The 23,119-nt window shown below is 33.4% G+C and carries 18 protein-coding genes and 1 pseudogene; 7 read left to right on the forward strand and 12 right to left on the reverse strand.

Going from position 1 to position 23,119, the window contains the following annotated elements; all coding sequences use genetic code 11:
* Nucleotides 1-15: 15 nt before the first annotated feature.
* The 4 genes from H599_RS0104050 to H599_RS0104065 form a co-directional block, all read right to left on the reverse strand.
* On the reverse strand, nt 16-627 hold the full coding sequence (locus tag H599_RS0104050) for a PRTRC system protein E (RefSeq protein WP_026712957.1): 612 nt from the start codon (nt 625-627) through the stop codon (nt 16-18).
* Between the two features lie 54 nt (nt 628-681).
* Nucleotides 682-1,755, reverse strand: a complete 1,074-nt coding sequence (locus tag H599_RS0104055) for a DUF932 domain-containing protein (RefSeq protein ID WP_026712958.1) — start codon at nt 1,753-1,755, stop codon at nt 682-684.
* A gap of 43 nt (nt 1,756-1,798) precedes the next feature.
* Complete coding sequence (locus tag H599_RS0104060; RefSeq protein ID WP_026712959.1) at nt 1,799-2,176, reverse strand: single-stranded DNA-binding protein; 378 nt, start codon at nt 2,174-2,176, stop codon at nt 1,799-1,801.
* 669 nt (nt 2,177-2,845) lie between these two features.
* Complete coding sequence (locus tag H599_RS0104065; RefSeq protein WP_026712960.1) at nt 2,846-4,111, reverse strand: site-specific integrase; 1,266 nt, start codon at nt 4,109-4,111, stop codon at nt 2,846-2,848.
* 390 nt (nt 4,112-4,501) lie between these two features.
* Between H599_RS0104065 and H599_RS19165 the strand changes: the two genes are divergently transcribed.
* On the forward strand, nt 4,502-5,155 hold the full coding sequence (locus H599_RS19165; RefSeq protein ID WP_051590642.1) for a hypothetical protein: 654 nt from the start codon (nt 4,502-4,504) through the stop codon (nt 5,153-5,155).
* Nucleotides 5,148-8,531, forward strand: coding sequence for a transcription-repair coupling factor (gene mfd / locus H599_RS0104075; RefSeq protein WP_026712961.1), 3,384 nt, complete (start codon nt 5,148-5,150; stop codon nt 8,529-8,531). The genes H599_RS19165 and mfd overlap by 8 nt, the downstream gene beginning before the upstream one ends.
* Here the strand turns inward: mfd and H599_RS19170 are convergent.
* From H599_RS19170 to H599_RS19175, 5 genes are all read right to left on the reverse strand, one after another.
* A complete protein-coding gene (locus H599_RS19170; RefSeq protein ID WP_051590633.1) occupies nt 8,528-8,956 on the reverse strand; it encodes a hypothetical protein in 429 nt (142 codons plus the stop codon). The two genes, mfd and H599_RS19170, sit on opposite strands and share 4 nt — an antisense overlap.
* 128 nt (nt 8,957-9,084) lie before the next feature.
* Nucleotides 9,085-11,271: a peptidase domain-containing ABC transporter gene (locus H599_RS0104085; RefSeq protein WP_035141145.1), complete on the reverse strand. Its 2,187-nt coding sequence runs from the start codon at nt 11,269-11,271 to the stop codon at nt 9,085-9,087.
* Between the two features lie 29 nt (nt 11,272-11,300).
* Nucleotides 11,301-12,533, reverse strand: coding sequence for a radical SAM protein (locus tag H599_RS0104090; RefSeq protein ID WP_081810502.1), 1,233 nt, complete (start codon nt 12,531-12,533; stop codon nt 11,301-11,303).
* A gap of 59 nt (nt 12,534-12,592) precedes the next feature.
* Nucleotides 12,593-12,769 (reverse strand): hypothetical protein, encoded by a 177-nt coding sequence (locus tag H599_RS20720; protein ID WP_155960739.1) that lies wholly within the window; start codon nt 12,767-12,769, stop codon nt 12,593-12,595.
* Between the two features lie 135 nt (nt 12,770-12,904).
* Nucleotides 12,905-15,289, reverse strand: coding sequence for a TonB-dependent receptor (locus tag H599_RS19175; protein ID WP_051590634.1), 2,385 nt, complete (start codon nt 15,287-15,289; stop codon nt 12,905-12,907).
* A gap of 161 nt (nt 15,290-15,450) precedes the next feature.
* Here H599_RS19175 and H599_RS0104105 point away from each other — a divergent pair, with 161 nt between their 5' ends.
* From H599_RS0104105 to H599_RS0104120, 3 genes are all read left to right on the forward strand, one after another.
* Nucleotides 15,451-15,792 (forward strand): helix-turn-helix domain-containing protein, encoded by a 342-nt coding sequence (locus tag H599_RS0104105; RefSeq protein ID WP_026712964.1) that lies wholly within the window; start codon nt 15,451-15,453, stop codon nt 15,790-15,792.
* A gap of 246 nt (nt 15,793-16,038) precedes the next feature.
* Nucleotides 16,039-18,123: an ATP-binding protein gene (locus H599_RS20245; protein ID WP_051590635.1), complete on the forward strand. Its 2,085-nt coding sequence runs from the start codon at nt 16,039-16,041 to the stop codon at nt 18,121-18,123.
* 5 nt (nt 18,124-18,128) lie between these two features.
* Nucleotides 18,129-18,971 (forward strand): TorF family putative porin, encoded by an 843-nt coding sequence (locus H599_RS0104120; protein WP_026712965.1) that lies wholly within the window; start codon nt 18,129-18,131, stop codon nt 18,969-18,971.
* Between the two features lie 90 nt (nt 18,972-19,061).
* Here the strand turns inward: H599_RS0104120 and H599_RS0104125 are convergent, their stop codons facing one another.
* The 3 genes from H599_RS0104125 to H599_RS0104135 all read right to left on the reverse strand — a co-directional run bounded on the left by H599_RS0104125 (nt 19,062) and on the right by H599_RS0104135 (nt 21,160).
* Nucleotides 19,062-19,718: an aspartate kinase gene (locus H599_RS0104125; protein ID WP_026712966.1), complete on the reverse strand. Its 657-nt coding sequence runs from the start codon at nt 19,716-19,718 to the stop codon at nt 19,062-19,064.
* Nucleotides 19,719-19,836: 118 nt separating this feature from the next.
* The gene (locus H599_RS0104130) at nt 19,837-20,196 is read right to left on the reverse strand and encodes a YraN family protein (protein ID WP_026712967.1); all 360 of its coding nucleotides are present in this window, start codon (nt 20,194-20,196) and stop codon (nt 19,837-19,839) included.
* A gap of 64 nt (nt 20,197-20,260) precedes the next feature.
* Nucleotides 20,261-21,160: a S66 peptidase family protein gene (locus H599_RS0104135; RefSeq protein WP_081810503.1), complete on the reverse strand. Its 900-nt coding sequence runs from the start codon at nt 21,158-21,160 to the stop codon at nt 20,261-20,263.
* 237 nt (nt 21,161-21,397) lie between these two features.
* Between H599_RS0104135 and H599_RS19185 the strand changes: the two are divergent.
* A pseudogene (locus H599_RS19185) lies at nt 21,398-22,488 on the forward strand (endonuclease/exonuclease/phosphatase family protein).
* 35 nt (nt 22,489-22,523) lie between these two features.
* Nucleotides 22,524-23,063, forward strand: coding sequence for a 3-hydroxyanthranilate 3,4-dioxygenase (locus H599_RS0104145; RefSeq protein ID WP_026712969.1), 540 nt, complete (start codon nt 22,524-22,526; stop codon nt 23,061-23,063).
* The last annotated feature ends 56 nt before the right edge of the window (nt 23,064-23,119 follow it).

Consider the following 23,119-nt stretch of genomic DNA (forward strand, 5'->3'; position numbering starts at 1 on the left):
GTTCGTTTTAAATCGTTAATACTCTGATTCTTCCTCGTCCGTTTCGTCTATCGGATAATCGGCTGTGGTTTCTTCCTCTTGGCTCGGTTCGGGTTGCGGTTCTTCCGCTTCTCCGAAAAGGCTTGGTGTAGCGAATTTTGCAGACAATGCCGTTTTGCGTTTGCGTATCTCATCCGCTTTTTCGGGAAACTCGGTTACATCGGGTACTTTCATCCACGCTTCACGGAATTTGCCCTCTTTTTCGAGTTCATCAGCCTTTGTCATTCCGTCTTTAAACTTCTTGTCTTTGGCTTCTTTTTCTTTTTTGGCTTTCTCGGTCTTTTCTTTCTCCATTGCCGATTGCTGTTTGACAATTTCCATTTGTTTTAGGAATTTCTCCATATCAACCATTACGCCCGAAACCGTTTTGATAGGTGCTTTTATCTGCTCAAAAAATCCCTCGTCATACTCCTGTGGCGTTGCGTTAAATGTCAACGGAGGAATTAGGTTTTTGGCATTATCTCCGCATTGTTCGTTGTTGAGCAGAACCGATACGATAAGGTTGTTTTCCGCTCCTTTTGAAATGTTCAGTTGCAATACTCCTGTAAAGTCCAACTGCTGTATCTGATTGAAAAAATTGGTATTCATCTTTTTGAAATTTTAAGTAGGCTACCACCGATTAAAGCGGTAGCCTTTGGTTATTTAGTTAAGGTTTAGGATTTCCGCACCGTCCAAAGCAAATGAGGTACATAATTCAAAAGCCTTTTGAGTTTTGAGTTGGGCAGTACCACCCAATACAATGCTCTGCAATTTGGCTTCATCATTCTTGTAATTTCTTACGTTCTGATAGTAGCCTGTAACTGCATTGTACGCCCCGAACAATGTGCCTTTCGTGGTTTCCATCTGCTGTGTATCGCTGATCATAGCGTAGGCAAAGGCATCTTCTACGGTGTTTTTAAACACGGTTGAAATTTCATCTTCCGCACCTTTTTTGATAAGGTCAAGCGTTTCCTTGTTCGGGCAAAGTGCCAATTGGATTAACTTTTTGATTTCTCGGTCTGATACTTTTACTTTTGCCCACTCGTTGAAAATGCCCTCTAATTGGTTGCTCAATGTGTTGGCAAGTCCCATAATCTTGTGAGCATTCTCAATACGCTGTTTTGCTCCCGAAGTGTGTTTGATACGAACTACATTAGTCATACTGCGTAACGAAGCGTTTAAGGTGTTTTGACAAACAATTCTGATAGGTGTAAATGCGGCTGTGATACTTCCGCTACCATCGTGCGAAGTGGTTAGGAAAATGTACTTTTCCGTAACATCATCGCCATTACCGACACGGATATAGTCAGGCAATTTGGCTGTGATGAAAATACGTTCTCCGTTTCCTAATGCTCCTACTGTTTCATAGAGAATGCCCTCACCACCGCCTACAATAGCATCAAAGAAATTAAATGCTTCACGGTTTTGTACTATGTGGTAATCCTTGCCGACTACTCCCAATACTGCATTGTTATCGCTACGGATATTGGCAAAATAGTTAGGTACTTCTAATTCGCTACTGCCTATCTCTATGCCGTTAGCTGTTTCGATGATGTCCAAACCTTTTGTAAATAGTGGGGATTTTACGACTTCGTAATCTAACCCTGCGTGTTTGATAGCTTCCTCACTCGTTGGGTACTGTTCCACAATTTGCCCCAAACCGTGCCACGCTTTTTGCTGAACGCTAAAAAATGAATAACGTCCTGTTCTCTCGTTGAAATTGATATTATGTGCCATAATGCTTAAAAATTTGATGTTAAAAAATGATTAATACTTGTTGTTAAAATGGGAGGTCGTCTTCTGTCTTGGTATTGTTTGCACCTGTAGTAGCTTGTGCCGTTTCCGATTTTTTGCTACCTCCGTGTAATTTTATGTTTGATGTATGGAAATTTAGTCCTGCTCTTGGCTCTCCGTCATTGCCTGTCCACGCTCTTGTACTTACTCTTCCCGATAGTTCCACCAATGTGCCTTTTGTAAGTAGCTTAGCTACATTCGGAGTTATCCAATAGGAGCAGTCGAAATAGGTTGTTTGCTCAATGCGTTCACCTTGTTTGTTACGGTAGCTGTCGTTGGTCGCTACTGAAAAATTTACTACTTGTTTGTCCTGTGACGTTGTGCGTACTTCCGCATCTCTTGTCAGTCTTCCTGTAATATTCATGATTTCTACTTTTTTGCGTTATTAATTTTGTTCTGATTTTTCCCTTGATTTATTCGGCAATGAGAGGAGGTGCTGAAGTTTCGTTTCACTCTTTTGCCATTTCCAATGCTGTATTTTTTCATTTCTGACATTTTTTTTATTCGTCTAAAGAGCCGGAGTATGCTTTGTTTCGTTTCACGAGCATAAAAAGGTTAGTGTTTAGCAGGAACAAGGTTTTGTCAAAAAAATACGACCCGAATGGGTGGAGATTTTTTTGCAAACCAGGAGGGCATGACCTTGTTCCTGCGTTAAGAACACGGAAATACCTTTGCTCTTGAAATGGAACAAAATAGCATACCGGTTTTTGAATAAAAACTTATGTGGAAGCACGTGAAAAAGGCATTGAGGAAATGGCCTTGTGATTACAAAACCTGCAATTACATTTTGCAGAATTTATAAATGTGGATTTTAGTATCTTAAAGTATTGTGGCTTTGGAAGCCACGTAAACGGTACTGAAAAATATTTGTTGAGGATAGATTAGGAGTTTTTCAGTATGGTTTATTAAGTCATCCTGCTAAAGCTCTTTTATGGCGTTGGATGTGCGCTGGAGGAATAAATGTGCTTTAAGGATTAAGTATGTACATAAAAAAAGCAGGACATAATCCTGCTTCGCTTTGTAAATAAAAATTCTAAATGATAACCTCTTTCTCCATTTTAGAAAATGCGGCTTCCATTCCTGCAAATTTATGCGATACCAAATCCATATCCTTGCTAATTTTCTGACTGGTAATCTTGGCATAAATCTGCGTAGTTGAAATGTTTTTATGTCCCATCATTTTACTGAGGCTTTCAAGTGGGACCCCTTCAGTTAAGAACATCGTAGCAAATGTGTGGCGCGCTGTATGAAAGGTTACCTTTTGTTCTGTAATAATTTCTGCTTCACTCATTAATTTCTTAATATGAGTGTTACAGGTAGGATTGGTTGGTATTTCGAAAACATAATCATTACCAGTAATTCCTCTGTACTTTTCAATGATATGCTTCGGAATTTCCAATAAACGAACGTTGGAAGCAACATCAGATTTCTTTCTTCTGCTGATTATCCATTGATGACCATCAAAGAAAGACTGTATATTGCCCCATTTCAATTTTTGGATGTCTATATAAGAAAGACCGGTAAAGCAACTAAAAATAAAAAGGTCTTTTACAAGTTCATATTGCGGTTTAGATGGTTTCAGAAGCATTACTTTTTCTACATCATCTTTTAAAAGATAGCTACGATCAGTTTCTTCCATACTGATTTCATAATCTTCAAAAGGGCTTTTGCGTATCAGTCCCTTTTTGATAGCGAGTTCAGCTAAAGCGATAATTGGCATTGTGTAAACCCAAACCGTATTGTGGGTACATTCCTTATCTATTCGCAGAAAGAAATCAAACTCCCGAATAAAGTCGGAAGTGAGTTCACGAAATGCCATGTCTTCTCTGTAATAGCGCTCCCTAATAAATTCACACAGATGATTATAAACGGTTTTGTACTTATTATAAGTGTTTTGAGAACGTTTTCCTTTACTGACCATTCTTTCAAAATCATCATTCTGCTCCTTAAATACTTTTAGGATGGCATCATCCATAACGCCGACCCCTAAAAAAGAGAGCTTTACTTTTTGTGAAGTAGCAAAGCCATCTTCCTTATGCATATCATCATAAATCTTGTTGATACGTACACGTATGTTATCTAATATAAGATTAAGGCTCAAAGCTTGGGTACTTTTACCCAAAACTCTTCCGTGCTTTAAATCCCAATTATCAGAATTGATTTCTAATTTTGTTGCGAATGTTTTTGGGATTCCGTCAATGGTAATCCTCCCCATAATTGGTACATTCCCGTTCTTCTTTGGTTCGTTTTTCTTCAAGTAGAACAATAACTTGAACGTGGATCTTTTTGATCGTTCCATAACTCAAAAATTTAATGTTTAAAATTAATTTTAATTGAGTTACAAGGGAATATGAAAAATACCGCAAATGACTGAAATATAAACTCTTATATTCAAAATAGTCAGATTGTAATCAGTAATGATTTAGTAACCTAACCTTTTCATTCTAAGACCAAAACCTATCGGACACCTACCTCCAATTTTAGACTAACCTTTTATAAACGACTGTATAATAACAGTTTTAATCGTTTTGCTTACTTTTGCTTTTTTCTAATCTTTTTAAAGAAAAAATAAAAGATTGAAATGAAAAGCCCGACCCTTAGGGTAACGCCCAAAACAAAATTTGAATAGCAATTTTGCCTCTTTTAATATTAATTTACTTTGTAACTTTGCGCTTCAATGAAAAATCCGATGAAAACGAAACTATTATATATTTTTGGGCTGCTGATTTTGCTGGTTTCCTGTAACCAGGAAAACAATCGAAAACGATTGGCAGAAAATGCCAAAGACGCTAAAAAGAAAAAAGTCATTTTTGAAAACATTCGAAAAGGCTGGGATTTTTATGATGAACCTATCAATGAGGCTACCGAAGAAACCATTAAAACCTGGAATGAATTGCGTTTATTCATGCAGGAATTGCATCAAAAACCTAAAAAGACTATTGGAGCTTTCCAGCAAAAATCGGATGCGATTTCCAAAAAAGCCATGGCTTTGAATAATGCAATTCCCGAAATGTTTAATAAACCGCAAATCAAAAGCCGTATTCAGGTTTTGATTACTAAGGTGCGATTGATGGATATGTACATCCATTTGGATAATATTCCCGATAAAAAAGTGGTGCAATTAGTGGGTGAAATCAATAAAGAATTGGCCACTTTGCAACGTCAGATTGATATTTTGACCGAAAAAAGTAAAATTCCGGTTGAGGAAGGTGAAGACGAAATGAGACGTATGTTATTGGATTCGGCGAGAGCCATTCCTAATACACCGGTGATGCCTAATCCGTCTGTTCTTCCGTCCGGCTCGAGAGCAATTATTAACCCTAATGATGCCCGAGTTGAGTAAGAAAGCCTTATACACTATTTACGATTCTTCGCCTAAAATTCAACAAATTTCGGCTGCTTTACAGCAAAAAAACCAAGCCAAATTACAGCTTAGCGGTTTACTGGGCTCGGCGGTTTCTTTTGTCATCCGTTCGCTTTTTAAGAAAGCCGAACTTCCTTTTTTATTGATTTTGAATGATAAGGAAGAAGCGGCTTATTACCTAAACGATTTGGAACAAATGTTGGGTGAGGAAGATGTGTTATTCTATCCAAGTTCGTATCGACGTCCGTACCATCCCGAAATTTCGGGAGAAGAGACTGATAATGCCAATGTGTTGCTTCGTGCTGAGGTTTTAAACCGTATCAATTCCCGCAAAAAACCGGCGGTAATTGTGAGTTATCCCGAAGCACTTTTTGAAAAAGTGGTTACTCGTAGAGATTTAGATAAAAACACCTTAAAAGTACATGTTGGCGATAAAATTTCGATTGATTTTATCAACGAAGTTTTATTTGAATACGAATTCAAAAGAGTGGATTTTATTACCGAACCGGGAGAATTTTCGGTTCGTGGTGGAATTGTCGATGTTTTTTCGTTTTCCAATGACAATCCGTATCGAATTGAGTTTTTTGGCAACGAAGTCGATAGTATTCGAACTTTTGATGTGGCAACGCAGTTGTCGATAGAGCAACAAAAGAAAATTACGATTATTCCCAATGTAGAAAACAAATTGTTTCAGGAAAACCGGGAGAGTTTCTTGGATTATATTTCGGAACAAACGGTTATCTGTATTCAAAATACCGAGAATTTATTGGCACAATTAGATAAGCAATTTGCCCGTGCCGAAGAAGCTTTCGGGAAGTTATCTAAAGATATTAAACATGCTACTCCGGAACAATTGTTTTTGAATCAAAAGGCCTTTATAAAACGTGCTTTGGATTTTTCAATTGTCGAATTGAGTTCTAAAGCCATTTTTAAAACTACCAAAAAATTCGAATTTCACATTCAGCCACAGCCTTCATTCAACAAGCAATTTGATTTGCTATTGAATAATCTGAGCGAGAATCATTTTAACGGCTATAAAAATTATTTATTCTGTTCCAATGAGTCGCAGTCCAAGCGTTTTCACGATATTTTTGAGAGTTTGGATGAAGCCAATTCAGAGAATATCCGCAAGCAATACAACACCATCGTTTTGCCTTTGTACCAAGGTTTTGTGGACGAAGAAAATCAGATTTGCTGTTATACCGACCATCAGATTTTTGAGCGATACCATAAATTCAGTATCAAAAACGGTTATTCGAAGAAACAGAATATCACTTTAAAAGAGCTGACTTCGCTTTCTGTAGGTGATTATGTGACGCATATTGACCACGGAATTGGGAAATTTGGAGGCTTGCAAAAAATTCAGGTTGAGGGGAAAACTCAGGAAACAATTAAGTTAGTTTATGCCGATAATGATATTGTGTATGTGAGTATTCATTCGCTTCACAAAATTTCCAAATACAACGGCAAGGACGGAACGCCTCCTAAAATTTATAAATTAGGTTCGAATGCCTGGAAAGCCTTAAAGCAAAAAACCAAAGCCAGAGTCAAAAATATTGCTTTCAATCTGATTCAGCTGTATGCCAAAAGACGATTGGAAAAAGGGTTTCAATATGCTCCGGACAGTTATTTGCAAAACGAATTAGAAAGTTCCTTTATTTACGAAGATACGCCGGACCAAATTAAATCAACTGCCGAAGTCAAAGCCGATATGGAAAGCGACCGCCCAATGGATCGTTTGGTTTGTGGTGACGTAGGTTTTGGAAAAACTGAGGTCGCTATTCGTGCCGCATTTAAAGCAGTTGATAATAGCAAACAAGTTGCGATTTTGGTGCCAACAACTATTTTGGCGTACCAGCATTTTAGAACTTTTTCGGAACGTTTAAAAAATATGCCGGTAAAAATTGGTTATCTGAACCGTTTCAGAACGGCTAAACAAAAGGCAGAAACCTTAAAAAATTTGGCCGAAGGCAAATTGGATATTGTTATTGGAACCCATCAGTTGGTCAACAAAAATGTAGTTTTTAAAGATTTAGGTTTGCTGATTGTAGATGAAGAGCAAAAATTTGGTGTAAACGTAAAAGATAAATTAAAAACCATTGCTGCAAATGTAGATACGCTCACTTTAACAGCAACACCTATCCCGAGAACCTTGCAGTTTTCGTTAATGGCAGCGCGTGATTTGTCTGTAATTACTACGCCTCCGCCTAACAGATATCCTATTGAAACTAATGTGGTTGGTTTTAACGAAGAGGTGATTCGCGATGCGATTTCGTATGAAATTCAAAGAAATGGGCAGGTTTATTTTATCAATAACCGCATTGAAAACATCAAGGAAGTAGCAGGAATGATTCAGCGATTGGTTCCAAATGCCAAAGTAGGAATCGGTCACGGACAAATGGACGGCAAGAAACTCGAAGAATTGATGTTGGCTTTTATGAATGGAGAATTTGATGTGTTGGTCGCAACAACCATTATCGAGAGTGGATTGGACGTGCCCAATGCCAATACCATTTTTATCAATAATGCCAACAATTTTGGTCTGTCTGATTTGCATCAAATGCGTGGTCGTGTGGGTCGAAGTAACAAGAAAGCATTTTGTTATTTCATCTGTCCGCCATATTCGTCAATGACCGAAGAAGCCCGAAAACGTATTCAGGCTTTGGAACAATTTAGTGAACTGGGAAGCGGATTCAATATTGCGATGAAAGATTTGGAAATTCGTGGTGCAGGAGATTTATTGGGTGGTGAACAATCCGGTTTTATCAATGAAATAGGATTTGATACCTATCAAAAAATCATGAATGAGGCCATCGAAGAACTGAAGGAAAACGAATTTAAAGATTTGTATCCGGTCGAGAATGATATTGAAACCAAGGAATATGTAAAAGACCTGCAAATTGACACCGATTTTGAATTGTTGTTTTCAGATGAATATATTAATAATATTTCGGAACGTTTGAATTTGTACAATGAGTTGAGTGCGATTAAAAACGAAGAAGAATTAGTCGTTTTCCAAAACAAACTTGTGGATCGTTTTGGTCCATTGCCTCCGCGAGCCAATGCATTGATGAACAGTATCCGGATTAAATGGGTGGCTACAAGAGTTGGAATCGAAAAACTGGTGATGAAACAAGGCAAGATGATTGGTTATTTTGTGTCGGACCAACAATCGGATTTTTATCAGTCGAATCGCTTTCATAAGGTGTTGCAGTTTGTGCAAAAACATCCTTCACTTTGTAAAATGAAAGAAAAACAAACTGCTAACGGCTTACGCCTATTACTGACTTTTGACAATGTAAAATCAACCCGAAGAGCTTTGGAATTGATGGAGCTATTGGGGAATGGAAATTAGTTTTGTATATCACTTAATTTTAGATCAAATGATTCTTGGGTGTAATTTTTAATAGAATCTAATTGTCCTTCTTGATTATAAAACCGCCATTTTCCAGAATAAAACCAGTGACTTAAGGAATCTTCTACAACCAGTTTAGTATAACCTTGTTTTTGCTTTTTCCCATTGGGAAAATAAAATGTGGTTTTACAAAGATTCTTTTTGTACTTTTCTTTCTTTACGAGTTTTCGATTGTTGAATGATTTCCAAGTACCCACTTCGACACCTTTTCTATATTTGCCTTTTACAGTATAGATAAAATCTAAGGTATCAATAGTAATCCATTTTCCCTCAGGAATATTATTGATTGTTTGGTTTATTTTTGATTTACAACTTAGTATGCTTATAGAGATAGTAATAATAAGAATAAGTTTGTGATATTTCATAAAGTTTTGATTTATAGGAATAACAATTTTACAACAAAATAAATTGAAATGATGTTGAAAAGTGAAATTAATAGTCCAATAAAAAATATTTTTTTTGGGATTTCACCCAATATTTTAAAATTCATATTTTAATGTTCTAATTCTAATTGGTTTTTTATTAAATTATAATAGTCTCTTTTGTTGTTAATTAGTTGATGATGAGTGCCTTTTTCTGAAATTTTTCCATTGTTTAAAACGATAATTTGATCTGCATTTTTTACTGTACTTAAACGATGAGCAATAATTACAACAGTTTTTCCTTTAAAAAATTGTTGTAAATTATCATGAATTATTTTTTCATTTTCTGTATCGAGGGCACTTGTGGCTTCGTCTAAAAAAATATAGTGCGGATTTTTGTATATTGCTCTGGCAATAAGAATTCTTTGTTTTTGTCCTTGGCTAATGCCAATTCCTTGCTGTCCAATAATTGTATTGTAATTCATTGGAAGTTTTTCAATAAATTTTTTAATATTAGCATATTCAACAGCATTTATTAATTTTTTCATATCATATTCTTCTTCCATTGTGACATTAAAGGCAATGGAATTTGAGAATATGAAACTGTCCTGAAGAACCACACCACATTGACTTCTCCATATTTTATCATCTAAATTATTTAAATTTTCATTATCAATAGTAATAACCCCTTTTTCAGGATAATAAAATTTTAGAAGAAGTTTTACTAATGTTGATTTACCACTACCACTTATACCAACAATTGCCGTAGTTGTGCCTTTTTTAATTTTAAGATTTATATTATTTAATACATTATAATCACCATTATATGCAAATGATATGTTTTTAAGATGTATAGATCCTTTTTCGAAATTATCTAGTTTTTTTTCTGAGTTTGAACTTTCTTGAATATCATGTATTTCATTTAACCTCAATATACTTACCATTACTAGTTGAAAATTTAAAATTAAATTTATCAATTGAGTAACAGGTACATTTACGGCACCTACTATAAAAACAATTGCCACCATAGAACCTAAAGACAATCTACCATTTATAACTGAATATGCAGAAGTAAAAGTTATTAAAATTGACGTTAAAAAAGAAAAAAACCTATAACTTTCGAATTTTTGATTTGTTAGGAGGTTTTCAATATTGTTATTAAATAATTCCAATTGAATATTTTCCCATTCTTTTCTTTTGTATGCTTCTAGGTTATTAATTTTAATTTCTTGCATACCTGTAATAAGTTCTACATTTTTATTTTTTTCTTTGCTGACGAGCTCAAATTTCTTTATGTCTAGTTTTTTAATACTATCAAAAAAATGAAAAATCCAAATAAGCTCCAAAATACTACCAGTAATAAATATTAAAAACACATTGAAATTATAATATAATAAAAGTGTAGAAAAAACTATTATACTAAAAAAAGAAAAAATACTTTTAAGTGAATCATTTACTAAAAAATTTTCAACTCTTTTATGATCTTCTATTCTTTCCAATAAATCTCCTATACTTTTAGAATAGAAAAATTTTATGGGTAATCTCATTAGTTTAATTAAAAAATCAGAAACAAGATGTAAGCTTATTCGAGAACTTATATGGATAAACAACCATGATCTATAAAATTCATTTAGTATTTTGCTTACAAATAATATGAACTCTCCAATTAAAATCAGGTGTAGAAATGAAATGTTTTTGAATTTAACCCCATTATCAACAATTTTTTGAGTAAAAAAGGGGAAAATAAATTCTATAATTGTTGATAATAACAGTGTAAAAGCCAATAAATAGAGATGTTTTTTATAATCAAGTAAATATTTTAATATGTTAATAAAACTCTTTCTTTTTTCGTTGTCCGTTTCATTGTTTGTATCTTTTTTTTTGTAAAGTTTCTCAGTTGGTTTTAAGACCAAAAGAATACCTTTTTCACTATTAGCTTTCCAACCGTTAAAAAAATCTTTTTTGTTATAAATTATTCTGCCCATTCCGGGATCACTTACGAATATTTTATTTTTTGTTAACTTATAAACAACAATAAAGTGATTTTGATTCCAAAAAAATATTGCGGGCAAGGTTACATTTTCTTTAACTTCATTAAAATCAAGTTTAACAAATAGACATTCATAACCTAATTTTGTGGAAATATCTTTTAATTCAGCAAATGATAATCCTTGTTGACTTATATTGCTTTTTGTAATAGCAGGATTTTTATTTGTAATTGTAACCCCGTAGAAATTGCTTATCATTCTAATACAAGCAATTCCGCAATCTGAACTGTCAAGTTGTTGAATAAAAGGGAATTTGTTAAATGTTATCATTTTATGAAGCATTGATAAAATGAGATTTTTTAATTTTTTTTGAAAGATTCTAGTTTTAGAGTGTATTCAGGTTTTGGTATAGTCAGTATGTTTCTTTCTATAATTTTCAAAGCATCTTCATAAGTTAGTTTTGAAATTCCTGTTTGTGAAACTAGTTCTGGGGGCATTGATTCTATAACCGTATTTTGAATATGAGTTATTATTTTTAATAAATCGTTACAATATATTGATGGATTATTAAAACCATTCTCGGAACTGTATCTGTGTGGTAAATAGCCACCTCCACAAATATCTTGAATGGGGCACGCTAAACATTTTTTAGGTAAATATTTTCCCGAATTATAATATATTTCGATAAGTTCGGATTTTTTTATTTCCTCAATTTCATGAGTATAAATGTTAATACCGTTTTTTGTAAATGAATCTCCACAAAGTTTTAATACATCTACAGCTTCTAAATCGCCATTTGTTTCTAAAACTAATATATTGTTTTCGTTTATACCTAAAGAATCTAAACCTTGTTTTTGTCCCAAAATTTCTTTAATGATCATTTCAAAAAAACGAACATTATATGTTAGTTCTGAATCATGAAACCATTTGTCAAAAATTTTAATATACCATTCTGATGGACTTAAGTCCTGACCAAAAATATTTTGTTTAGTGTCATGATTTGCATCTAATAATAAAATATCTACAGATTTTAAATTTAGACTTTTAAAATGGTCATAATATTTAACAGGATCTGTTTTGGTATTCATAACGGATAAAATTCCAATTTTGATATTATTATTATTTAAAACATTTAATCCTTTTATTACATTATGATAAGTGCCATCTCCTTTTTTGTCAATTCTAAAAGTATCATTGTCCTGTTTTGATCCATCTAAACTCACACCAATGTTTATATTGTTTTTTTTAAACAATTGGCACCATTCATTATCAATAAGTATTCCATTTGTTTGTAATGAAAAAATTACTTCAATTCCTTTTTCTTTTATAAGATTAAAACGGTTAATAAAATTAACGAAATCATTTTTTTTAATTAGTAAAGGTTCTCCTCCATGAATAATGATATGGACTGTTTGTAGTTTCTTTTTTTGTAAATGGAGTAATAATTTTTTCACAAATTCTTCTGTTGTTCTATCTTCGATAAATTTGGGTTGAATTTTGTAAGATAAATCTCCTAGATTATACATATAGCAATATGAACAATTTATATTACAACGACTAGCTATTTTTACAACGATTTTATCTATTTTCATGATTTTTTTTGAATAAAAAGGCTCCTAAAATATTTTAAGAGCCTTAAATTGAAGTTACATTAGTTAGTGTCAGGTAATGTTTTAATAATTTTTGCAAAATCTACTTTTGCAAAACGACCAGTCAAACAACTATTTGTTACTTCAAAGGAAGCATTTTTTAAAACTGGATTACTCATTAAACTTGTAGTATTCTCCAATGAGATAGCATCTTTTTTTGTTAATTTAAATTTTTTCATTGTTTTTTAATTTTTAAAATTATGGTTCACATTTGGCATATTACCGTACCAATCCGGTTTGCTTGCAAGCGATTTATTTAGATGCCTATATTCTTCAAATCGTCACCTGAAAAATAAAAGCATTAAAATCATGTATTACTTAACCCTTCCTTTTTCTTCTTCATTACTATTACTTCTCACCTCTCTTTCAAATGATTTTCCAAAATAATAGGACAATGAGAACCGTATATTTTGAGGATTTGAATAATCTAATGCAGTTATTTGTATGTTGTTAACCTTTTGAGAATACCTCAATTTATTTGTCCTAAAAATATCTACAATACTAATTGCCATTTTTATCTTTTTTTCAAAGAATGACATTCGTATTCCTGCATCAAAAAAATAGTAGCTTTCTAATTTATAACTTCCAAGAACTGATGGTGATGTATAAACAAAATCCAATGAAGCTTTAATGCTCTTTTTTTTATTTAATACAAAACTATTATAGGAATTAAAGGAGGCAGTCCAATTGCTTATTTCTGGAACGATTGTTGTCGTTTTAGGAGTAGTAATAGCATATAAGAGGTTGAAACCTATATAATTTTCATATCCTTTCCATTTAGAAAAAGCATAATTTTCACTTAAAACAATACTGTTTTGTTTATAAAAATTATTTGGTTTTGCAATTTGAATACCTGAATCGGGTGAAACTAAAGTTATATAATCTATTCCGTTTGTTAAATTTTTATAGGATAAGGAACTATTCAAATTTTTATAATTATGAGATATTTCTATGTTATTTGTTGAATAAGGTTGTAAAAAGGGATTTCCTTCCATATAATTAAATGCAGTAGAATAGAGGCGGAATGGGTTTAAATCTGCATAAGAAGGTCTGTCTATTCGTCTATTATAATTTAAAGAGATAGTACTGTTTTCGTTTGCTGTATAGGTAAGATAAATTGTGGGAAATAATCGAATGTAAGTATTTACATTTGTTTGTTCAATTGTTGCTGAAACACCTTTTGTTTGAGTATTTTCGGTTCTTAATCCTAACTGAAGTTCCCATTTTTTTGCTAAACTTTTACTTCCAGAAATGTATAATGCTTGGGTATTTTCAGAGTAGTTAAATAGGTTGCTTTTTGCTAAATCTAATATAGGTTCAAGATTATAAGTATTGTAATACGCAAGATAATTATTGGTTTTTATAAAAGAAATTTTTGCTCCAAAAGAAATTTTTGCCCATTCCAAGGGCAAGTCCATATCTATTTTTGAAGAATAAATTTTAATTTTTTGGTTACTTATGTTATTCGCTTTTAAATCCCTATTAGGAATTTCAGAGCCATTACCATAGTAGTAATTAGAACTAAATTTATTATCTAAATTAGAGTTGTACTCAAAGTAACCCACATCAAAAAAAAATTGTTTACCTACACTATCGAGTTTCTTTAAACTATAAAAATTTAAAGAGTGTGAAGTTTTTTTTGAGTTTACATAAGATGGAGTAACTATCAGAGAATCTATCTGACTTGAAACTTTATTTGTTATTACAGAATTACTAAAACCTATATCCAAAGGTTTGTTTTTAGAACCAATATATTGTAAGCCTAGTACTGTTTTTGGACTCATTTGATAGTCAAAATTTAATTGAGTGCTTAAATCGTTTTGAAAAGTTTTTTTTTCGTTTGTTTCAAACCAAGTAGCTTTTTGATAGTAAACGTAGTTTTCTTGATAAGGTGCTGTACTACCATTAGTATAGTTAATAACCGAATTAATTGTTATTTTGTTTTTTTGATAATTCAGAACACTCCCTATACTTCCTAAATCAAATTTTGCTTTTGTGTAAGAATTATTAAAAGCCCCGCCCCAGCTATCCTTCTTTGCCTTTTTTAATTTAATATTTACAATACCGCTGTTGCCTTCAGCGTCGTATTTTGCAGGTGGTGTTGTGATTACTTCGATGCTTTTAATATTGTCAGAAGCAATTGTTTTTAGAAAATTAATTAAATTATCTCCAGAGAGTTGTATCAATTTTTCATCAATCATAACGCTCATTTTGTTTTTGCCTACCATGGTTATTTGGTCATTCTGCACCCGAATATTTGGTGTCATTTTCAGCACATCTATAGCATCACCACCAATCGCTTGAATACTGTTTTCGACATTAAAAACTAGTCTATCAATTTTTCGTTCTATCAGTTTTTTCTTAGTAGTTATAATTACTTCTTGTAATTCATGATTGTTTTCAGTAACTATTATTTTTCCTAAATTTTTATTTTGATCTAGTTTAATATTTTGAGTATAAAGTTTTTTTCCTGTTTGAATAATTTTTATTACATAATCACCCTTATCTACCACCATAGTAAATATTCCTTCTTCATTTGTAAATTCCTTTTTTACGGTAATGGAATCTTTATTAGATAATAAAATTTCAGCAAAACTTACAGGTGCGTTATTTTGGTTAATAATTTTCCCTGTTATATGAACTTGTGAAAGTAATGTGCTAGAATACACAAGAAAAATTAACAGTTTTATTCGTGTCATTATATTTTATGTAAGATTTTGTTTAAAACAAAATAACATCGAATATTTTAAAAAAAAAATGTGAATACAGCATTATGTAGGTAAATACAACAATATTTTTTATTATTGCAGAAGAAAATCAATGAAAATCAATGAAAATCAATGAAAATCAATGAAAATCAATGAAAATCAATGAAACTATTAAAGCTATTAGAAGGATTAAGTATTTGTCACAGAGTTACATAGCTAATGAATTGAATTTAGATCAATCGCAATATTGCAGAAGAGAGAAAGGAGAAATTCAGTTTACTCCAAGTGAGATTGTGAAATTGTCCAAATTGTTAGAAGTTTCTATAGCTGAATTGTTCGGTGAGAAAATTATTGAATCACAAAGAATAAAAGAAATTAATGAGGAACTATCTGTTGCTGAAAAATTAATTGAGCAATATGAGTGTAGAATTAAAGAGAAAGACGAAATGATTTTCATCTTAAAACAAATGAATGAAAGAAAAACAAACCGCTAACGGTTTGCGTTTATTACTAACGTTTGATAACGTAAAATCAACCAGAAGAGCTTTGGAACTGATGGAGCTATTGGGTGAAAAAGAAGGCTAAGTAAGTTTTTTTGTCAAAATAATTGTAGTTCATCGGTTTTCTTAGTGTTTTTTGATTTTTTATGGCATTTTTATATACTTTAGTGTAAAAAAAGAATAATTTGTAAAAAAGCCGTAAGGCTTTTTTATGATTTTAGCCGATTTGTACTAAGATTTATGACAATTAAAAAAACGTCCCCAAAAATATTTTTTTTAATCGTTTCCTCCAGTGTGGTTTTCTTAATGCTCTATGCTGTTTTGTTGTATTATATCAATAAAACGGAGAAAGATGCTTATCGAAATTCAGTCGAATTGTTCGAAAGTAAAATCAATCAGCTGCTATTATTAGAGTCTAAACCTATTTTAACCGCGCTGAAAAATGATACCAATTGGGATGAGTTTGTCGATTTTACCATTACAAAAAATCAATCCTGGTATGATGAAACCATTAGTAATGAATTGGAAATTTACGGTGCCGATTATTTAGGGGTTTACGATAAAAACAAGAAATTTATAACCCGAACGCCTACAGTCGTTATTAAAACGCTTGATTTTATTCCTAAGGCTGCGATGACGGTTTTGGATATAAAAGGAGCAGCAAAATTCTATGTAAAAATTCCGGAAGGCATTGTCGAAGTGACCGGTGCAACAATTCATCCTTCGGATGATCCTTTCAAAAAGAAAACCAACGCTTCCGGTTATTTTTTTGCGGTCCGTTTAATCAATTCGAAATTCCTTAAAAATTTAGAGAAAATTACGTCTTCAAAAATTACTTTTCTGAATGTTGAGGAGCGTAATTTGGAAAAAAGACATGTGGTAAGTGCCATATATCCTTTGGAAAATTCCAGAGGGAAACTGATAGGAAGATTGCTTTTCGAAAAAAAATTTGATGTTTACTTTGAAAACACCACCCGGATTTTATATGTAATTATTGCGGTGTTTTTATTGTATTTGGGTGTCAGTATTTACTACACCCGAAAATTGGTTTACCGCCCGTTGTTTTTGGTTCGGAAAGCATTGCAAAAAGGAAGTAAAAGTGCGATAGCCGAATTGAAAAAATCCAGCGGAGAGTTCAGTTATATTGGTAATTTGTTTGAAGAAAATAACAATCAGAAAATAGATTTGATAAAAGCCAAGATAAAAGCCGAAGAAGGCGATTTGCTGAAAGCTTCGTTTTTGGCTAATTTATCCCATGAGATTCGAACTCCAATGAATGCCATTAACGGTTTTACCGAATTGATTTTGAATACGGAACTCAATGAAAAAGAGCGAATCGAATATTTGAATGTCATTCAGCAAAACGGAAAAAATCTGGTTTCTATTATTGATGATTTGATTGAAATGTCTAAGATTGATGCCAATCAGATTGCGCCTAATTTTACCGAAATTAATCTGGAATCCTGTATTGACGAACTTTATAAAACCATTAAAGTTACCATTCCGCCAAGCAAACCTTTGAAATTTAAACTGATTAAGAGCAGCGTTCCGACTGCTAATAATATCGTGACGGACGAAATTAAGTTAAAACAGGTCATCATCAATTTGCTTACTAATGCCATTAAATATACTGATGAGGGAATGGTGCGGTTTAAATATGAAATTGATGAGTTACAAAATCTGATTCATTTTGCCATTCAGGATACAGGTGCGGGAATTGAAGAAGGGCAGCATCAGCATGTTTTTGACCGTTTTAAACGGGTCGAAAACGACAAATCAATAATGGTGGGAGGTTTAGGTTTGGGACTTTCTATTTCAAAAGCCTATATCGAAATTTTAGGCGGAAGCATTCGACTAGAGTCAAAAATAGGTGAAGGTTCCAGTTTTTATTTTTCAATTCCGTTGAAATATGCCAAGGATGAGCCTGTTGAGGTGAAATCTATCAGGGAAAAAGAATTGACCAAATCAGAAAATAAAGTGATTTTGATTGCCGAAGACGATAATATCAATTTTTTACTTTTTCAAAAAATGATGAAAGACAAGGCTTATCAAATTATCCGTGCGGTCAACGGACAGGAAGCGGTAGATATTTGTTCTCATAATGCTGCGATTGATTTGGTTTTGATGGATATCAAAATGCCGGTTTTGAATGGTTTTGAAGCCATAGAACAGATTAGGGTTTTCCGGCCACAACTGCCTATTATTGCTCAAACGGCTTATTCTTCTTCCGAAGATAAGGTTAAAATAGAGCAGGCAGGATTTGATGATTATATTACCAAACCTTTGAACAGAGAGCGTTTGTTTGAATTAATGGATAAGTATTGATTTGGATGAAAATAGTAGAAACAGGTTTTTTAGGTTTATTGCTGATAGTTTCGGTTGTTGGTTTTTCGCAAAAGGAGCAAGTGACAGATACCCTTTTAAAAGAGAAAAAGCTGAGTTTGAATGTGGATATTGTGAGTCGGTATTTGTGGCGCGGCCAATGTTGGGGCGGAAATTATATGGCTGTGCAACCTTCGGCGGAATATGCAATCACCTCAGGATTGTCCATCGGAAGTTGGGCTACGACTAATTTTAAAAAGGATTATTTTTATCCGGATAATGAAAACTACTATAAAGGTTATCGCGAAATAGATTTTTACGCCAGTTATCAGCTTACTGATTTTTTACAAGTTCAGATTTGGGATTATTACTGGCCTTCGGTTTCGAGGGTCGAGGGGGTGAGTAATCGGTTTTTTAATTACGGACCTACGAGTTCGCAAACAGTTGATGCGATTTTGTATTTTGATTTTTCTGAAGGCTATCGTTTTCCTTTCAATGCGACGATTAGTACATTAGTTGGTGGAAATGATTATCGTTATGGCAAAAATATAAATCCGAAGCGCAATTATACTACCTATATGGAATTAGGTTATACTTTTAATTTGTTTCAAAATATCGAATTATTGGCTTCTTCGGGTGTTGTTTTAAATAATCAGGCGGAGTATTATAATTTTGCCAATTATGATAAACCGTCATTTGTTAATTTGTCATTAAAAGCAATTAAAGAGATAAGTTTGAGCGATAATGTGATGATGCCTATTTCGCTGAATTATGTCCATAACGGAGCAACAAAAAATACTGATTTTTTTGGAAAAAATTTTCTGGTGGCCGGAGTGAGTTTTGGTTATTAATAAATTTTTTTCGGGTTTTTAATTTCGAAAAAAAGCATAAAAAGCAGGAATTTAGATAAAAACCTGCTTTTTAAAAGTGTTATGTTAGTTTTAGTTTTTCAAATCTTTGATTACTTTGAAAGCAACATCAACCTGATCTTCACCTACTAAAATGGTAAATTCGTTAGAAGTCGAAATTACCTCGTTGATGATGATTCCTTCCCAGGCCAAACGTTGGAAAATGAAATAATAAATTCCCGGAACCACAATGTTTTCTTTTGGTAATTTTACTGTAATGGAAGCTAAATTGTCTAATTTCTGAATTAATTTTTCGTTCGAAAAATGTTTGTCAACCAGTTTGTTTACGGTATTGCTTACTACAATGTTGATTTCATTTACGCCTCTTGAAGAAGTATAAAATACATCCGGAAAACCATTGATGTCCGAAATTAATTCGGCCTGTTTGTTTAAAACAGTTTCCGAAACCGCAAAAGTGTAATCAGTCAGCGCAGAACGAACAGTAATTTCACCTATATTTTTAATTACTTTGTTGATTTTGTGGTTGAGTCTGAAATCCAATTCTTCGGTTAGTCGTTTTAAAGACATTACCACGGCACCCTGTTTTACTTCTTTACCAAATTCGCTTTCTAATTCGGCCATGATGTTCCTGGATAATGAAGTTAAATTAATGATTCCCAGTGATAAAGCATTTAATAAAAAGGGTTTTGTTTTGATGTAATTTTCGACTATTGAGGAAACAGTTTTCATAATTGTATAGGTGTTTTTACTTAGTTTTTATATCGATTTACTTAGTTAAATCGTTAAAAATATGGGCAAATATAATTAAAAAAACAATTTGTTACAAAAATAACATGAAAAATTAACGTTAAAAGTGATAAAATGCATCTGTAAGGTGTTCAATTACAAAAGATTTGTTGGTTTTTTGGATGGCAATTATATCAAAGCGAACGTTGCAGTCGAGATCTTTTTCAACTACGTAGTTGTCTACGGCTTTCGTAAGTAGTTTTATTTTTTTCTGGTTTACAAAGTCCTGAGGAAGACCAAATTCAATCGAAGAACGGGTTTTTACTTCTATAATTGCCAGAGTGTCATTTATTTGGGCAATGATGTCTATTTCGGCTTTTTGAAAAGTCCAATTGGTTTCTAAAATCGAATAGCCGTTATTTTGTAAAAACTCAACAGCTAATTCTTCTCCCAGTTTTCCTAATTCGTTGTGCTCAGCCATTAGAAATAGTTTTCAGTGTTTAATAATCAGTTGAAATTTTATTTAAGATTGAAATTGCCATTGATTAATCTTCAAATTTCAACGTACTTTTCTCCAGTGTGACTTCTATTGAAACCTGATTTCCCAAAATCAATGCTCTGTTGTCCAGGATGTGTCCTGCCGGGAAATTATAAATCACCGGGATTTTGTAATTTTTAATCACATCCTGAATAATTTCAACGGCATTTTTTCCCCAGGGAATTTCGTTGTCTTTCATTTTGGTCATGGATCCCACTACAATTCCTTTGATGCTTTCAAGACAACCATTGCGTTTTAAATTCATCATCATACGATCAATATGGTATAAATACTCATCTAAATCTTCGATAAATAATATTTTTTCATGACAATCAATAGCCGATGGGGAACCAAATAAACTATATAAAATAGAAAGATTTCCGCCTACTAATTCTCCTTTAGCTGCTCCGGTGCGGTTCATCGGGTCAGAAGGAATTTCGTAGCTTAGAGATTCGTTAAACAAGGCTTCTCTCAAAGTTTCTTTGGCTTCAGCCGTTGCTCTGGGAATACTCACCGGCATAATGCCGTGAATGGTTTTATAACCCAAAGTGTTTAGGTGATTGTGTAAAACGGTAATATCGCTAAAACCTACAATCCATTTTGGGTTTTCTTTGAATTTGGTAAAATCTAAGGCATCAATAATTCTCACGGTTCCGTAACCGCCTTTTACACACCAAATCGCTTTGATATTTGGGTTGTCCAGCTGGGTTTGAAAATCGGCAGTTCTTTCTTCATCAGTTCCTGCCAGTTGATTGTTGTCTAAGCCAATGCTTTTTCCAATAACGACTTCCAGTCCCCAACTGTGTAATAAATCAATCGCAGGTTGTAGTTGGTTGTCGGTATATTTTCGGGCGGTGGCAACAATGGCAACGGTGTCTCCTTTTTGTAAAGCGGCTGGTGTAATCATCTGTTTTTGGGCTTGACTATTATTGAAAAATTGAAAAAATAAAATCAGGGAAAAGCAAAATTGTAGATTAAATGTTGAAAATTGAGAAGTAAACATAGGGCTTTTTTTCCTGAATAAATAAAGTTGCAATGCCTTGGTGAAGCATCCAAACAAAGATAAAGAAATTCAAAAAATAAATGATTGCAAATTGTATGAAATGGTTTAAATTTACTAAAAACGCTTTAAATTGAATTAGTTATGCAAATGCAAAAAGGGATTGTTATTGTTTTGCTGTTTTGGTTTCAAATGTTTTTCTCACAACCCAAAAGCTATCGGATTCACACCGTGGCTTTTTATAATTTTGAAAATCTCTTCGACACAATCAATGATCCGGATACGCATGATGACGAATGGACGCCGCGGGGAAGTCAGCATTGGATTGCTGAAAAATACCATCAGAAACTGCAAAATTTAGCCCGGGTTTTAGCCGAAATTGGCAAGCCGGAAAATACTAATTCGCCTACTTTGATTGGCTGTTCAGAAATTGAAAATCGGGACGTGCTGGAAGATTTGGTGCAACAGCCTAATATAGTCATGCAGGATTATGGTATTATTCATTTTAATTCGCCGGACAAAAGAGGAATTGATGTGGCTTTGTTGTTTCAAAAGAAATTTTTCATGCCTACTTCTTACACGAATATTCCCTTGTATATTTATAGCAAAGGAAAACCGGAAACTGTAGCAGTGGAAGACAGCGATGATGACTTATCTGAAAATAATTATCAAAACCGGATTTTTACCCGGGACCAACTTTTAGTAAGCGGTTTTTTGGATGGAGAGGAAATAAACATCATTGTTAATCACTGGCCGTCGCGTTCGGGAGGAGAGAAAAAATCCAGTCCGTACCGGGAAGCGGCCGGAATGTTAAACCGTAAAATCATTGATTCTTTGCAAAAGATAAATCCGAATGCCAAAGTAATTACCCTCGGCGATTTGAACGACGGACCTTTTAATAACAGCATTAAAAAAGCTTTGGGAGCCAAAGCAAACCAACAGGAAGTTCCCGATTGGGGATTTATAATCCATTCGAAGAAATGGCTAAAAAAGGTTTGGGAACTATTGCTTTTAGAGATTCCTGGGATATTTTCGACCAGATTATGGTTTCGCAAACTCTGATAAAAAAGGAATTCTCAGGCTATCAATATTGGAAAGCCGGCATTTTTAATAAAAGTTATCTGATTCAAAATTCCGGCAACTACAAAGGTTACCCCAAGCGACATTCGGCAACCGAAGTAGGTTTTAGCGACCATTTTCCGGTTTATATTTATTTGATAAAGGAAGCCAAATAGATTTTGTAACTTAGCTGTTATTAAAATAAGCTGCCATGGCAATTTCAAGACCTTTTAATCTGACCAAATGGATTGACGAAAACCGTCAATTGTTAAAACCACCTGTTGGCAATAAAAATCTTTATGTGGATTCCGGTGATTATATCGTGATGATTGTGGCCGGACCTAACGCCCGAAAGGATTTTCATTACAATGAAACCGAAGAATTATTTTATCAGTTAGAAGGAACAATTGAAGTCCACATTCAGGAAGAGGGCGAGCGAAAAATTATGCAGCTTAATGCCGGCGATATGTACCTGCATCCGGCTAAAGTACCGCATTCGCCCGTTCGTTCCGAAGGTTCTATCGGTTTGGTTATTGAGCGTAAAAGAGCCAAACAGGGTTTTACAGATGGTTTGCTGTGGTATTGTGACAACTGCAATCGCAAGTTGCACGAAGTTTATTTTGAATTGAACAATATCGAAAAAGATTTCCTGCCTCATTTTGAGCATTTTTACAATTCGGAAAGTCTTCGCACTTGTGAAAATTGTGGGACAGTTATGGAAACCGACCCAAGATTTACAGCCAAAAAATAATTTTTTCAGGAGCTTCCCGATAGCTATCGGGACCCGTTATCCGCTCTATCTTTTCC

The organism is Flavobacterium daejeonense DSM 17708, from assembly GCF_000425425.1.
GTDB classification, from domain to species: Bacteria; Bacteroidota; Bacteroidia; order Flavobacteriales; family Flavobacteriaceae; genus Flavobacterium; species Flavobacterium daejeonense.